Below are 14,671 nucleotides of genomic sequence, written 5' to 3'. Positions count from 1 at the left end.
GGTCGCGCAGCGGTCACGCCGCGCAATGCACTGCCAATTCGGCGGCGAGATATTCCGGATCACCGGCGCGCATGCCCGCGACAGCCAGCTGGCTCGCGGCGGCCGGGTCATAGCAGCCCTCACCGATCTGCCCCGCCACCCAGCCGCCCTTGCCGGCGAATTCCAGCACCGGGGCAACCAACGCCACGTCGGCACCACTGAGCATCAGCACGGCACTGCGGTCGGGTTGCAGGGCTTCAAGCAAGTCGTTGGCTTCCGCGCAGAAGCGCAGGCCCTCGGTACTCGACTCCACACCGATCACGTCGGGAAGAATATAGACATCGCCCGGAACCAGGTTCTGCCCCGGATCGGCCAAGGTCACCGGCAGCGGTGTCGCCCGCGCCATCTGCTTGACCAGGTTGGCGTAGCGGCCGCCGTCCAGACGCAGCTGCACCAGCACCGGTCGCGCGAAGTCTTCGGGCAGGCCGGCCAGCACACGGCGCACCGCATCCGGACCACCGATGCCGGCGATCAACAACACTGCCCCATTGCCTTCGGCAGCGCCTTCGTCGATCTCAACCAGTGACAACTCGCTGTTGAGCAGGCTGGCCAGGGCCGGCGGCGGCACCTGGACCGCACTTGCCGCAGCAGGCGCCGCTTCATAGCCATCATCCTCCAGCAGCGACCAGCTGCTGAAATCGCCCAGCGGCACCTTGGCGGGCTCGGCTTCGGATTCCGTCGCCACTGGCACCACAACCGGCTCCGCCGGCAGCGGCGGCGGCACGGCTGCGACCGGCTGCGCAGCGCCCGCAATCAATTCCTCGAAGGACAGCACCTCCGGGCGCGGCGCAAGCGCACGGGCCGGGGCCTCGTAGATCTCATCAGCGGGCAGGTCGTAGGCCTGCACCTGTGCCTCGTCCAGATGGAACTGCAATGGTGCATCCACATGCCCGTCAGCAGGACGCGGCGGCATGCCGGGTTCGAGGGCAATCGCCGGCTCCGCCTCCTCATGCTCCAGACCGGGCGGCAGCACGTTGCCATGGCCCTGCAGCTTGGCCGCCAGATGGCGGATCCAACGCTGCGCCTCCCAGCCCTCGCGACGTGCGGCCAGCTCGGCTTCCTCGAACAGCAGCGACAGTTCCGGTGTTTCCAGCACCGATTCCAGTCGCTCCAGCGCGTCCTCCACCGCCGGCTCCAAGGCCACCAGCACCACCTGCGGCGCGGCCGCGGCAAGTGCGGACGGCTCAAGCTGGTTGGGATCCTCTTCCAGCACGATGCGGCCGCCGGCAGCGACCAGCGCTTCGCGCAGGCGATCACGGGCGGCGCCGGCGCGGGCCAGCAAGGCAACCGGCTTGGCAGTGTCGTCAGTCGCGTGCACGGGCGATCCCCAGCAGGTCGTAGACATTGCGCATCAAATCCAACTCCTGGTACGGCTTGCCGAGATAGCGCTGCACGCCGATCTCGAAGGCGCGTTGGCGATGCTTGTCGCCGCTGCGCGAGGTGATCATCACGATCGGAATGTTCTTGTAGCGTGGATCGGCACGCATCGCGGTGGCCAGCTCGTAGCCGTCCATACGTGGCATCTCGATATCCAGCAGCATCAGGTCCGGGATGCGCTCTTCCAACTGCTCCAGCGCTTCCACGCCGTCGCGGGCGACCACTACATCCAGGTTGTGACGCTCCAGCACGCGACCGGTGACCTTGCGCATGGTCAGCGAATCGTCGACCACCATCACCAGCGGCACATGGCGCTGGCTGCTGGCCTCGATCACTTCCACCGTCTGCTGCGGTTGGGTGAGGTGACGACGCACCAGCGGTGCCACGTCCAGGATCACCACCACGTTGCCTTCGCCAGTGATCGTGGCGCCGTAGATACCCGGCACCGAGGCGATCTGCAGGCCCACCGGCTTGACCACGACTTCGCGGTTGCCCAGTACCTGGTCGATAGCCACCGCCGCACGCAGGTCGCCGGAGCGCACCAGCAGCAGCGGGATCTCGGCCTGGCCTTCGGCCTTGGCTGCAACCTGGCCCACCAGGGTGCCGAGGTTGTACAGGCTGAAGTCTTCGCCGTTGTAGTGGTAACCGCCCTGCCCGGACTCGAAACGCTCGCGGGAGATACGACCGATACCGCTGACCGAGGCCACCGGCACCGCATAGGTGGTTTCGCCGATGCGGACGAACACCGCCTGGGTGACCGCCAGCGTCTGCGGCAGGCGCAGGGTGAAGGTCGCGCCCTGGCCACGCACCGAGTGGATGTCCACCGAGCCGCCGAGCTGACGGACTTCGTTGCGCACCACGTCCATGCCCACACCACGGCCGGCCAGCTGACTGACCTGTTCGCTGGTACTGAAGCCCGAGGCGAAGATCATCTGGTCCAGCTGGGTATCGTCGATCTGCTCGTTGGCACCCAACAAACCGCGCTGCTCGGCGCGGCGACGGATCGCCTCGCGGTCCAGGCCGGCACCGTCATCGCCCACTTCCAGCACGATTTCCGAACCTTCGCGGCGCAGACGCAGGGCGATTTCGCCTTCTTCCGGCTTGCCTGCGGCAGCACGTGCGGCCGGCTGCTCCAGGCCATGTGCAACCGAGTTGCGCAGCATGTGCTCCAGCGGCGCGACCATGCGGTCCAGCACATTGCGATCGAGTTCGCCGTGGGTGCCTTCCAGCTTCAGGTGCACCTGCTTGTCGGTTTCCTGCGCGGCCTGACGCACCACACGGCGCAGACGCGGCACCAGACCGTCGAACGGCACCATGCGCGCGCGCATCAGGCCATCCTGCAGTTCCGAGCTGACACGCGACTGCTGCTGCAGCAAGGTGTCGTAGTTGCGCGACAGATCGTCCAGCACCCCCTGCAGACCGCCCAAGTCGGCTGCCGATTCGTTCAGCGCACGGCTGAGCTGCTGCAGGGTGGAGAAGCGGTCCAGTTCCAGCGGATCGAAGGTCTGGTCGGCCTGCTCATGCTCGCGGCGGTAACGCGCCACGATCTGCGCTTCGGTTTCCAGATCCAGACGACGCAGCTGGTCACGCAGACGTGCGTTGGTGCGGTCCAGCTCGGCCATGGCGCCACGGAAGGCACCCAACTGCTGCTCCAGGCGCGAGCGGTAGATCGCCACTTCACCGGCATGGTTGACCAGGCTGTCGAGCAGGTCAGCGCGAACACGCACTTGCTCCTGGCCGCGCGGCGCACCTTCGTCTTCGTTGCCTGCCTGCTCTTCGCGCAGCGGCGCCGACAGCGGCGCACTCTGCGCCACCGGTTGCGGCTGCACATCGTCGCCGGCAGGCTTCTGCGGTGCCGGTTCAAACGTGCTGACAGCGGCTTCCACCGGCGCCTGTGCGGCCTCGGCGCGACCGTCGGTACGGGCTTCGAAAGCCGTGATCAGGTCGGTCGGCATCTGTACCGCGCGATGCTCGCCGGTACGCAGCAACAACTGGTGCAGACGATCGAAGCCGCGCTCCAGCAGCTGCACATCGCTGCGGGTGATCTCGGTACGGTTGGCCGCAACCGCTTCCAGCAGCGATTCGATACCGTGGCCAAGGTCACCGATGGCATTGATGCCCGCCATGCGTGCACCACCCTTGAGGGTATGCAGGTCACGCTGCAGGCCGGCCAAGGCTTCACGATCTTCCGGCGCCGCGCGCAGGTCATTGATCAGGCCATCGCAATGATCGAGCAGGTCCTTGCCTTCCTCGACGAAGATATCGACCAGTTCGCGATCCAGGTCGGCAAAATTCAGCGGCCCGGCATCAAGCTCATGCGCAGCAGCGGCGGCGACCGGTGCGGCGACCTCTTCCGGCAAGGCGGCGGTGAGCGGAGCCAGTTCCGCCTTCGGTTCGATGCTGGTCCCGGCGTCGGCCTGGCCTGCACTGTCGTCCACGGCGGTCGTTTCAAACGCCCCGGCCACTTCAGGCTGGACGTGTTCCGGCTGAACGACGTCGTCGCCCTGCCCGGCTTCTTCAACTACGGTGGGTTCTTCGTCCGGAGCAACGGCTTCGCTTGCGTCGTGTTCCTCGACGGCCGCGATGTCCTCACCAGCCGGCGGCGCATCCGCGGCGTCGACAGCGTCCAGCGACGCAGCTGTCGTTGCCTCCGGCGCATCGGCAACTGCGGCCTCCTCGCCCGATTGCACGAAGTCAGCCGATGCCTGCACGACGCCGTCCTCGATCGCGGCAAAGGTCTGCTCGGTAGACTCCGCAATCGGCTGGTCTTCTTCGATCTGCGCTGTCGCGTTCGATGCTTCTACTTCTGCTTCTTCCTCGGCTTCGACTGGGACTTCTGCTGCGGCTTCGGTTTCGCTCGGACCCAGCTGGGCCACACCGGCAACCACCGTAGCCGTACCGGTAGCGATTGCCAGCGCACGCGCGATCACACTGTCGTGATCGTGCTGATCGGTGGGAACCTCGACAGCCGTCGCCTCGTCTTCCTGGTTGTCTTCGGTCGAAGTGAGCGCATCGGCCTCAACCGCGGCATCGGCTGCAGCGGTAGTCGCCTGTGCGGCTTCGACCTCGCCCGCTTCGGGCTCGGTTTCGAGCGTCGGATCAGACGCTTCCGCCGCCGGCTCCGGATTACCTTCCACAGTGTCCGCGGCAACGCCCCAGGTCGAGGCGCGCACTGCATCGTACTGATCGACCGTTTCAACCGGATCCAGCGCAACTTCCGGCGCGACGACCTCGGTCTGCTCGATGCTGTCGGCCAGTTCGACCGGCGCATCAGCAGCAACTGGCATGGCCGGCTCGATATCGCTGGCGACTTCCAGCACCGTCGACGACACGTCGGCGGCAACGGTATCCGCAAGCTCGATCTGCTCCGACCCGCTGGATTCGGCGGCGGTCGCCATCGGCAACAGCATTTCGGGCTCGGCTGCCGTGGCCGGCTGTTCGATGCTTTCCGGCGAGACCTGGCTACCCGGGGTCTCCTCCAGCAAGCCTGCGTCAAAGTACGCGGAAAGGTCTTCGCCCCCCACCAGCTCGGCGTTCATGTCATTGCCCGCCGACGCTGCCGGCTGCGCAGCTACGCTGTCATTGGCGAGCAGTTCTTCGTCTGCCTGCATCGGCGGCCACTTGGCGTCCGGCAAGGCATCGACCAGGGCCTGCAGACGCTCGGCCACGCCCGGGAATGCAGGAATACGCGGCGAAGGCGCACGCAAGGCCGTGATGGTGGTGTGTACCGCAGCGGCCATCTGCGCCAACGCATCCACGCCAGCAGCCGTCGGGGTGACCGACGCCGCCAGCGAACGCTTGACGAAGGTTTCCGCCGGGCTGGTGATCTGGGTGATCACCGGCACATCGGTCATCGCGAATGCACCACTCATGGTGTGCACCGCACGCAACAGGTCCTCGGAGACGGCCTGCGGCTGCACGGCCGAAGCCGCCAACCAGGCATGCACCGTATCCAGGTGGGCGCCAATCTCGGCCTCGAGGATTTCGCGCAGCACCTCGTCCACGGAAGCCGGAGTGCCGTCGGCCTGTTCGGCAACTTCAGCGCCGCCGACGGGCGCAACGGCTGCTTCCGCATCGGACTCCGCCGCCACCTCGCCAACCGCCACATCAGCTGCAACAGCGCTGGCGCCGGTGACGTAGAACGCTTCTTCACCCGCAGCGACGCGGTCGGCCACCTCCTGCATGCCCAGCAGATCGGACTGGATGCTGCCGTTGCCACGCAATGCGGCATTCAATTCCGGCAATACGTCATACGCCTGCGCTACCGCGGCAAGAACCGCGGGGCTGGCCGGACGGCTGCCGTCGAGCACGCGATTGAGCATGCTCTCGATCTTCCAGCTGAACTCACCCAGGGTGCGCGCGCCGACAAGACGACCACTGCCCTTCAAGGTGTGGAATACGCGGCGCACCGGGCGCAGCCTTTCCATGTTGGCAGGCGCCGCGCGCCAGGCAGGCAGCAGGTTGCCCAGATTTTCGAGCTCCTCGTCGAACTCCTCGATGAAGACATCGCGGATGTCCTGATCGATCACGTCACCGCCATCGATGAAGCCGCCCTCGAGCTGCTGCGTCGGTGCCACGGTCCTTGCAGGCGTCGCGGCACTGGCCGCGACTTCGCCCACATCGGCCGTGACCAGCTCGGGCTGCAGCGACTCGGGCAACGCAAACGGGTCGAAGGCCTCGGCGGCGGCATCCAGCTGCGCCATGAATGCAGCGGTTTCGGTATCCAGCGTGGAAACCGGCTCAACCACTGTGGAGGCCGGTTCCACCGGCGCGGCGGCCAGGTCCCAATCGCTGCTTATCTGTGCCGGCGCAAGCGTTGCATCCTCGATCGAGGTATTGCTGGTCTCCAGCTCCGGATTGAAGAACGGATCGGCATCGACTTCGGCATCGGCAAAGGCGGCGTTGACCAGCTCCGCATCGGCCAGATCATCCTTGCCCAGTTCAGCCGCGTGCGGCGCCTGTGCATCGGTGTCATCCAGCGTCAGCAACGAGGCGTCGAAACGATAGCTGTCGTTCGCGCCCTCAATCGTCGCGTCCTCGGCGGCTACCGGATCAAACGAGGCAGCAAGCGACACGGGAGCTTCAAAATCTGCCGGCGCCGCGGCTTCGTCGTGCCCCTCGAGCACCATCGGGGCCAGCGTGAAGCTGCTCTCTTCAGCTCCGGAGCTCTCGGCGGCTACCGGATCAAATGCGGAGACCGCAGCGCTGGTGTCGGCCGGTGCCGACACGGAAGAATCCGCCACCTCCGCTGCCTGTGCCGGAATGCTGGAAATTGCCACGGCATTGATGGCCGCACCAAACACCAAGGGATAATCGACCGCGGCAGCCTGCGGCTTCACCTCCGCATCCAACGACGGCAACGGCGGTGGGATCACCGGCGCTGCAACGACAGGAGCCGGTTCGGAAGCAGGCGCCGCGTCGGCGACTGCGTCAGCAGACGCATGCGACACATCGTCCTGGCCGGCGGCGACTGCCTCGTCCACAACGGTGCTCGGCGTTGCTGCCACCTCGGCAACAGGTGCAGCAATGACTTCGGCGGCAACCGGTTCGACTGCCGCCGTGGCGGCCACAACCTGCACCGGGGGAATCGGCCAGTAACGCAGTGTTTCCAGACTGGTACGGGTGATATCGAGGATTTCCTCGCGGCCCGGACGACGGTCGCGCAGGGCTTCCAGGAAATATTCCAGGCTGGCCATGGCATCGGCCAGGGTATCGAGCTGACGACCGCTGGGAATGCGCTGGCGTGCGATCAGCTCGACGTCGATGTACTGGCGCACGGCCAGCAGATAGTCCGCCGGTACCGGCATCTCCAGCATGCGCAACGCGCCCGACACTTCGCCGAGCAGGCGCGGCACTTCAGCCAGGCGCGCGTGATCCCAGTTGGTCTCGATGAACGCGACGAACGATTCGCGGGCCGCGGTGAAGTTGGCAATGGCTTCATGTGCCAGCACTTCCACCGTACGGCGGGTTTCCACCGAACCGGCATCGTCGTCACCGGCGACATTGGCGCCGAGATGGGCCACCTGGTCGTCCAGCGATGCATCCACGTAGAGCAATGCGCCGGCGATATCCAGCAACAGGTTGTCGTCGATCTGGCGCGCACCATCGACCACCTCACGCAGCGCATCGCGCTGCTGGGCGACAATGCCGCGGGCCACGCCCAGGCCCATCACCCCCAGGGTGTCGGAGACCGCGCCCAGTTCGTTGACCTGCACCTGCAGGTCGGCCGGGTTGCCGTCCATGCGCATATGCAGATCGAGCGCATCCTTGATGCGCATCAGTTCTTCCTTGACCGCGCTGCCCACGGTGTCGAGCAGCTCGCGGTTGCGACCACTCAGGCTGCCGCGTGCGTGTTCCAGCTCATCGGCGCTGGCGTCGCTGGCGTCGGGATTGAAGGCGAACAACACGCTCTCGTTGATGCCCTCGGCACCGCGCGCAGCACGGATATCATTGAGCAGCGGCAGCAGCACGATCGGAATGTCGCGATGGCCGTTCTGCAGGCGTTCCAGGTAATCGGGCAGCAGCACGGTGCCACGCATCAGCGTGGCGCAGGCCTCGTCACGCTCGGGAACAGCCCCCTCACGTACTGCATTGGCCAGCAGTTCCAGTTCCTCGGCGACCATGGCCGGCGCATACAGCTCAACCATCCGCAGCGTGCCCTGCACCTGGTGCAGGTAGCCGGCGCAGAAGCGCATGCGGCTGGTATCACTGGGATCTTCCACGAACGCTTCGACCTCATTGCGCACCTGGCGCAGGGTCTCGTCCAGCTCGGGTTTCACCCAGCCCAGTGCGGCGTGGCTCATCGCATCGCGCAAGGTACTCATCGCACTCCCCCGTGCAGCATCAATTGCATGCCGTCCGGGCGGCCCTGCGTTGCGTCGTGACGAAACTTCATCTGCTGATTCCTTTGCATCCCCGCCCGATCAGTCCGCTCAGGCCGGCAACTTGAAGTCGGCCACCGAGCGGCGCAGCTCTGCCGCCAACTGGTTCAACTGACCCAGCGAGTCGGCAGTCTGCCCGGCACCCTGCGAGGTCTGGCCGGTAATCTGCCGGATCACGCCCATCGTCTGGGTGATGTCGGTAGCTGCCGAGGCCTGCTGGTTGGCGGCGATGGAGATGCTCTTGATCAAGTTATTGAGTGCGTTGGACACGCGCTCGATTTCGGTCAGCGCGGTACCGGCGTCCTCGGCCAGGCGCGCACCGGACACCACTTCGGCGGTGGTCTGTTCCATCGAGGTGACGGCTTCGTTGGTATCGGCCTGAATCGCCTGCACCAGACCTTCGATTCGGCGGGTTGCGCCGGAGGTACGTTCTGCCAGGCGCTGCACTTCGTCGGCCACCACGGCGAAACCGCGACCGGCCTCACCGGCCGAGGCTGCCTGCACGGCCGCGTTCAATGCCAGGATGTTGGTCTGCTCGGAAATGTCGTTGATCAGTTCCACGATCGAGCCGATTTCCTGCGAGGACTCGCCCAGGCGCTTGATGCGCTTGGAGGTTTCCTGGATCTGGTCGCGGATCTGGTCCATGCCCTGGATGGTCTGGCGCACCACGCCGGCACCTTCGGTCGCGATGACCACCGAGCGTTGTGCCACTTCGGCCGACTCGGTGGAGTTGCGCGACACCTGCTCAATGGAGGTGGCGATTTCGCCGATACGGTCCGAGGCGCTGGTGATCTCGTCGGCCTGGTGGCCTGCAGCTTCGGCCAGCTGCATTGCCGTTGCCTGGGTTTCCTGTGCCGACACTGCCACTTTCGAGGAGATGTCGTTGATGGTGGTCACCAGGTGGCGCAGTTCGTCCACGGCGTAGTTGATAGCGTCGGCGATGGCGCCGGTCATGTCCTCGGTCACCGAGGCCTTCACCGTCAGGTCACCTTCACCGAGCGAGCTGATTTCGTCCAGCAGACGCATAATCGCCTGCTGGTTGCGGCTGTTGAATTCCACCTGGGTCTGGTAACGCACGTCCTGCTCACGCGAACGGGTACGCACCGTGCTCCAGACGAAGCCGATGATCGACAGCACCGACAGGCCGCCGAAGATCACGCTCCACCAGAAGTTCGGGAAGATACGGGTATCGCGGGCCGAACCGAAGGCCGAGAACGCATCGAACAGCTTGCGGCTGCGCTCCAGCATCTTGTCCGAACCGGTCGCCAGTGCGGCGGCCGAGGACTGTGCGGCGAACAGGTTGCGCGAGCTGGCCAGGATGGCGTCGGCGTCCTTCTTCATCTTTGCCCACTGGTTGGCCGACTGTTCCAGCGCAACCTGGGCGTTGGCGTTGCGCACGGCGGCGATGCCCATTTCCTCATTGCCGTTGCGCAGGCCTTCCAGCACCTGGGTGAACACCACCATGTCGCGTGCCAGCGCGTCGCCGGCGCCGCTTGCGCCAGGACCACCTGCGCGGATTTCGGTCACGCGACGGGCCATGGTGCCAACCACCACCACCTGCTGCAGGCCGTTGTAGACCTGCGAGGACTGGGCACCACCGGCGGTCATCGCACGCACCACTTCGTTCAACTGCGCCTGCAGCTGCGGCACCGCACCGACGAAGCTGTCGGCGTTACCGGCCAGCGCCAGCACGGCCGGCTCGGAGGCGACGATCTGCTCGGCGTTCTTGGACAGCGGCTTCCAGGTATCGACCAGCGCACCCAACGGACCGGACACGCCGCTCTCGTTGCCGTAACGGCCCTGCAACTCACTGACCGTACTTTCCACCTTGCTGCGCGTGTCCTTGAACGCGGCGTAGCTCTCACGGCTACCGGCCACGGCTTCACGGCCCTGGTTGGCAAGCTGCTGCGACAGCACCTGCAGATCGGCGGCGCCGGTACTGGCACCGGCCAGGCGACTGCCCTGCCAGGTGGCCACGCCGGTGTTGGCACCGAACACGACCATCGAGAGTACCAACAAGCCCAACCAGAAGTTGGTGCTTACGTTGCCAAGCTTGCCGGCCTTGGCGGCTTCAGGAGCAGTACTCATCGTTCGACCTCGGTCTCAATACGAAGAGGCAAGCGTGCCGATCAGGCGGCCGCTTGCCGGAATTCAGGGGTGCGGGAAAGCAGTGACAGCGAGAAAACGCCCCAGTCACGGCCCTCATCATGGAAGGCTCGCTCGACGAAATGCGTGTAACGGCCCTGCGCGATATCGCCGGCAGGCACCTGCATCGACGCCTCGAAGCTGCGCTGGCCATACAACTCGTCGATCACCAGTGCCACGTCGCCGCCGCTCTGGCGCATGATCAACACGCGCTGGCCTTCCTGTGGCGCGGTGCGCTCACCTTCCAGGAAGTTCTTCAGGTCCACCACCGGGAACAGGTTGCCACGCAGGTTGCCCACGCCCAGCAACCAGGACTGCGCGCCGGGAACCGGAGTCACTGGCGGCATTGGCACGATTTCCACCACTTCGCGGAAATCCGAGACCAGATGCCGGCTGCCAACGCGGTAGCCCACGCCACGCCAGACATCCTGCGAAAAGCTGCGCTCGGGCAACTGTACCGCGTGCGCCAGACTGCGGCGTTCGTAGGCTTCAAGGATGTCGAATGGAGAACGCATCAACCCACCAGTTTGTTGATCCGCGCGATCAGATCATCCTCGCGCGGCGGCTTGACGATGTAATCGCTGGCGCCTTGGCGCATGCCCCAGGCCTTGTCGGTTTCCATGCCCTTGGTGCTGACGATCAGCACCGGAATGGCACGGGTGGCCTCGTCACGCGACAGCGCGCGGGTCGCCTGGAAACCGCTCATGCCCGGCAACACCACGTCCATCAGCACCAGCTGCGGCCCTTGCTCACGGGCAATCTGCAGGCCGTCCTCGGCATTGTCAGCCGACAACACCTCGTGCCCTGCCTTGAGCAACCATTGCGTAAACACCGCCCTGTCGGTCGGTGAGTCCTCGATCAAAAGAATTCGAGCCATTTTTGCCTTTCCCCCCTGGTCAGGCGTTGACGTATGTGCGGATGGCACCTAGTAGTTCGTCGCGGGTAAATGGCTTGGTGAGGTATTGCTCGGAGCCGACGATGCGGCCACGGGCTTTGTCGAACAGGCCATCCTTGGATGACAACATGATCACCGGTGTCGACTTGAAGAGCTGGTTGCCCTTGATCAAGGCGCAGGTCTGATACCCATCCAGACGCGGCATCATGATGTCGACGAAGATGATCTGCGGTTGCTGGTCGGCAATCTTGGCCAATGCCTCGAAACCGTCAGTGGCGGTCACGACCTCACAACCTTCACGCTTGAGCAGTGTTTCAGCCGTACGTCGGATGGTCTTCGAATCATCGATCACCATCACCTTCAGCCCTGCGAGTTCCCCACCCGCAGCCATGTTTTCAACCATTTTTGTTCCCCGAACGCGCGACCGATATCAAACGCGATATTGCCGCGAAAGCGCATCTATATCCCAGCCCAGCCGCGAACTGTCAAGCGATGCCCGCAGGACTTGGCCGATCGCCAAGATAATGTGACCGGGTTCGCAATAAAAGCGCAACGCCATTCAGCCTCAGCGTTCCGCTTTCCGCGCTGTGCGGCCCTGCCCCGAACCGCTAACATCCTCGTCCAGATCTGCTGGATTCAAGTCATGCCTTTAGACGTCATCGTGGTGATGGACCCCATCGCCGACATCAAGATCGCCAAGGACACCACCTTCGCCATGCTGCTGGAAGCCCAGCGTCGTGGCCACCGCCTGCACTATGTGCGCCCCGGCGGGCTGTCGCTGCACGGTGGCCAGGCCCAGGCCGAGGCGGCCCCGTTGCAGGTGCGCGACGACAAGGCAGGCTGGTTCAGCCTGGGCGAATTCGCCCCCCTGGTATTCGGCCCCGGCCAGATCGTGCTGATGCGCAAGGACCCGCCGTTCGACGGCGAGTACCTGTATGACACCCATATCCTCGGCATCGCCCAACAGGCCGGCGCCAGCGTGGTCAACGACCCGCAGGGCCTGCGCGACTTCAACGAGAAGCTGGCCGCGCTGCTGTTCCCGCAGTGCTGCCCGCCGACCCTGGTCAGCCGCAATGCCCGCGAACTGAAGGCCTTCGTGCTCGAACATGGCCAGGCCGTGTTGAAGCCGCTGGATGGCATGGGCGGTCGCTCGATCTTCCGCAGCGGCACCGGCGACCCCAACCTCAACGTCATCCTCGAGACGCTGACCGACGGCGGCCGCCACCTGGCGCTGGCACAGCGTTTCATCCCCGACATCAGCGCCGGCGACAAGCGCATCCTGCTGATCGACGGTGTACCGGTGGACTATTGCCTGGCGCGCATTCCGCAGGGCGACGAATTCCGCGGCAACCTGGCCGCCGGCGGCCGCGGCGAAGGCCGTCCGCTGAGCGAACGTGACCGCTGGATTGCCGCCCAGGTCGGCCCGGAGATGAAGCGCCGCGGCATGCGTTTCGTCGGCCTGGACGTGATCGGCGACTACCTGACCGAGGTCAACGTCACCAGTCCCACCTGCGTGCGCGAACTCGATGCACAGTACGGCCTGAACATCGCCGGCCAGCTGTTTGATGCCCTTGAAGCTGACGCGGCCTGATGTATTCCCAGCCTGATGTCCTGCCCGCCGCACCGCGGGCAACCGAACAGCAACGCCTGACCGCCACCCTGGTGCTGTCCACACTGGTGCATGGCCTGTTGATCCTCGGGGTGGGCTTCGCGGTGAGCGACAACGCCCCGCTGGTGCCGACGCTGGACGTGATCTTCAGCCAGACCAGCACCCCGCTCACGCCCAAACAGGCCGACTTCCTGGCCCAGGCCAACCAGCAGGGCGGCGGTGACCACGACAAGGCGCAGCGTCCGCGCGACGCCCAGGCCGGCATCGTGCCGCAGTTGCAGGACGGCCTGGCACCGGTACCGCTGCAGGCGCAGAGTGCAGCCGCACCACCGCCACCGCAGGCACGCATCATCACCAGCACCCAGGGCAAGGACCCGGTTGCGACCGCCCAGACCCAGCCGCTGCCGGATCGTCCCGATGCCAACGCGCCGATGAACGCGCGCGAACAGCGCGACGCGGCAATGGCACGCCTGGCCGCCGAGGTGCATCTGCGCTCGGAGCAGTACGCCAAGCGTCCCAACCGCAAGTTCGTCTCGGCCAGCACCCGCGAATACGCCTATGCCAACTATCTGCGCGCCTGGGTCGACCGCGCCGAACGCGTCGGCAACCTGAACTACCCCGACGAAGCACGCCAGCGCCGGCTTGCCGGCCAGGTGGTCATCACCGTCGGCGTGCGCCGCGATGGCAGCGTGGAGAGCAGCCGCGTGCTGCGCAGCAGCGGCGTGCCCTTGCTCGACGCCACCGCCCTGCGTGTGATCGAGCAGGCGCAGCCGTTCCCGGCATTGCCGGAAACCAGCGACGATATCGACATCCTGCAGGTCACCCGCACCTGGATGTTCCTGCCCGGCGGGCAGTTGCACGACGATCGTTGAGCAACCAGTCCTGTATGTTGGTTTTGTGGGAGCGGCGTAAGCCGCGAAGCTGGCAACGCCCGAACTACCATGCTGATCGCCATCTGATGGTCCATGAGCTTGGCGGTTTACACCGCTCCCACAACCATCACACCCCGCGATCGCTTCAAGGCTTGGAATCGCGCAGCGCCTGCTGTTCGATCAGCGTCAGCGCGACGTTGTCGCGCAGGTAAGCCGGCTGCACCAGCTCCGGGGCGATCGCTTCGCCACGCAGCATTGCCGGTACCGCGATCTTCAGCACATCGGCAGCGCTGGGCAGGGCCTGCGCATCCACGCTGCCGAGGCGTGGCTGCAGGCGCGCGCTCAACACACCCTCGCCCGCCGCGAAACCAGTACCAACACCGGCCCAGATGCTGTCATCGGCCGGCAGCTGTACATGCTCCGGCGCGACCAGCAGCTCACGCTCCTGCAACTGCAGCTCGCCATCGGCATCACGCAGGTAGCGCGCCGCGTAAAGCTCGCCCATGCGCGCATCGATGCAGGCCAATACGCGCGGCGCGTCTGCCGGTGCACGCAGTGCCAAGGTCTGTAGGGTCGATACCGGCAGCAAGGGCCGGTCCAGTGCCAAGGCAATGCCCTGCGCGATCGCAATAGCCAAGCGCACACCGGTGAATGCACCCGGTCCACGGCTCAGCGCGATGGCGTCGAGCTGGCTGCGGGCGACACCGGCCTCGGCCAACAACTGCTCTGCCCACGGCAGGCTCAGTTCGGCATGCCGGCGCGGCGCTACTTCAAACCGCTCCAATACCTGCCCATCCACATACAGGGCGACGGAACAGGCTTCGGTGGCGGTTTCAAAGGCAAGCAGCTTCAT

General features: G+C 65.6%; 9 protein-coding genes. 2 read left to right on the top strand and 7 right to left on the bottom strand.

Annotation, left to right across the window (positions count from 1 at the left end; all coding sequences use genetic code 11):
* Nucleotides 1-13: 13 nt before the first annotated feature.
* From AC1VXC_RS11030 to pilG, 6 genes are all read right to left on the bottom strand, one after another.
* Nucleotides 14-1,357, bottom strand: a complete 1,344-nt coding sequence (locus tag AC1VXC_RS11030) for a chemotaxis protein CheB (protein WP_313172888.1) — start codon at nt 1,355-1,357, stop codon at nt 14-16.
* A complete protein-coding gene (locus AC1VXC_RS11025) occupies nt 1,344-8,240 on the bottom strand; it encodes a hybrid sensor histidine kinase/response regulator (protein ID WP_482995045.1) in 6,897 nt (2,298 codons plus the stop codon). Before AC1VXC_RS11025 ends, AC1VXC_RS11030 begins: the two co-directional genes overlap by 14 nt.
* A 108-nt stretch (nt 8,241-8,348) precedes the next feature.
* Entirely contained in the window at nt 8,349-10,385 is a 2,037-nt protein-coding gene (locus AC1VXC_RS11020; protein WP_313172886.1) for a methyl-accepting chemotaxis protein, read from the bottom strand.
* Between the two features lie 41 nt (nt 10,386-10,426).
* Entirely contained in the window at nt 10,427-10,957 is a 531-nt protein-coding gene (locus tag AC1VXC_RS11015) for a chemotaxis protein CheW (protein WP_313172885.1), read from the bottom strand.
* A complete protein-coding gene (locus AC1VXC_RS11010) occupies nt 10,957-11,319 on the bottom strand; it encodes a response regulator (RefSeq protein ID WP_303747144.1) in 363 nt (120 codons plus the stop codon). Before AC1VXC_RS11010 ends, AC1VXC_RS11015 begins: the two co-directional genes overlap by 1 nt.
* Nucleotides 11,320-11,338: 19 nt before the next feature.
* On the bottom strand, nt 11,339-11,740 hold the full coding sequence (gene pilG / locus AC1VXC_RS11005; RefSeq protein WP_057628851.1) for a twitching motility response regulator PilG: 402 nt from the start codon (nt 11,738-11,740) through the stop codon (nt 11,339-11,341).
* A gap of 240 nt (nt 11,741-11,980) precedes the next feature.
* On the opposite strand from pilG, the gene gshB reads away from it, so the two are divergent.
* Nucleotides 11,981-12,928: a glutathione synthase gene (gene gshB / locus AC1VXC_RS11000; RefSeq protein ID WP_313172884.1), complete on the top strand. Its 948-nt coding sequence runs from the start codon at nt 11,981-11,983 to the stop codon at nt 12,926-12,928.
* The gene (locus tag AC1VXC_RS10995; protein WP_481526969.1) at nt 12,928-13,818 is read left to right on the top strand and encodes an energy transducer TonB; all 891 of its coding nucleotides are present in this window, start codon (nt 12,928-12,930) and stop codon (nt 13,816-13,818) included. The genes gshB and AC1VXC_RS10995 overlap by 1 nt, the downstream gene beginning before the upstream one ends.
* A 145-nt stretch (nt 13,819-13,963) precedes the next feature.
* Here AC1VXC_RS10995 and tsaB read toward each other — a convergent pair whose 3' ends face one another.
* Entirely contained in the window at nt 13,964-14,671 is a 708-nt protein-coding gene (tsaB, locus tag AC1VXC_RS10990; RefSeq protein WP_481538626.1) for a tRNA (adenosine(37)-N6)-threonylcarbamoyltransferase complex dimerization subunit type 1 TsaB, read from the bottom strand.

The organism is Stenotrophomonas sp. STEN033, assembly GCF_056856655.1.
This window is presented reverse-complemented; position numbering and strand designations above follow the sequence as displayed.

Excerpts from the sequence above, each read along its gene's own strand:
- AC1VXC_RS11025 (WP_482995045.1), bottom strand. The coding sequence starts at position 8,240 with ATGAGTACCTTGCGCGATGCGATGAGCCACGCCGCACTGGGCTGGGTG.
- tsaB (WP_481538626.1), bottom strand. The coding sequence starts at position 14,671 with ATGAAGCTGCTTGCCTTTGAAACCGCCACCGAAGCCTGTTCCGTCGCC.
- AC1VXC_RS11015 (WP_313172885.1), bottom strand. The coding sequence starts at position 10,957 with ATGCGTTCTCCATTCGACATCCTTGAAGCCTACGAACGCCGCAGTCTG.
- AC1VXC_RS11020 (WP_313172886.1), bottom strand. The coding sequence starts at position 10,385 with ATGAGTACTGCTCCTGAAGCCGCCAAGGCCGGCAAGCTTGGCAACGTA.
- AC1VXC_RS10995 (WP_481526969.1), top strand. The coding sequence starts at position 12,928 with ATGTATTCCCAGCCTGATGTCCTGCCCGCCGCACCGCGGGCAACCGAA.
- pilG (WP_057628851.1), bottom strand. The coding sequence starts at position 11,740 with ATGGTTGAAAACATGGCTGCGGGTGGGGAACTCGCAGGGCTGAAGGTG.
- AC1VXC_RS11010 (WP_303747144.1), bottom strand. The coding sequence starts at position 11,319 with ATGGCTCGAATTCTTTTGATCGAGGACTCACCGACCGACAGGGCGGTG.
- gshB (WP_313172884.1), top strand. The coding sequence starts at position 11,981 with ATGCCTTTAGACGTCATCGTGGTGATGGACCCCATCGCCGACATCAAG.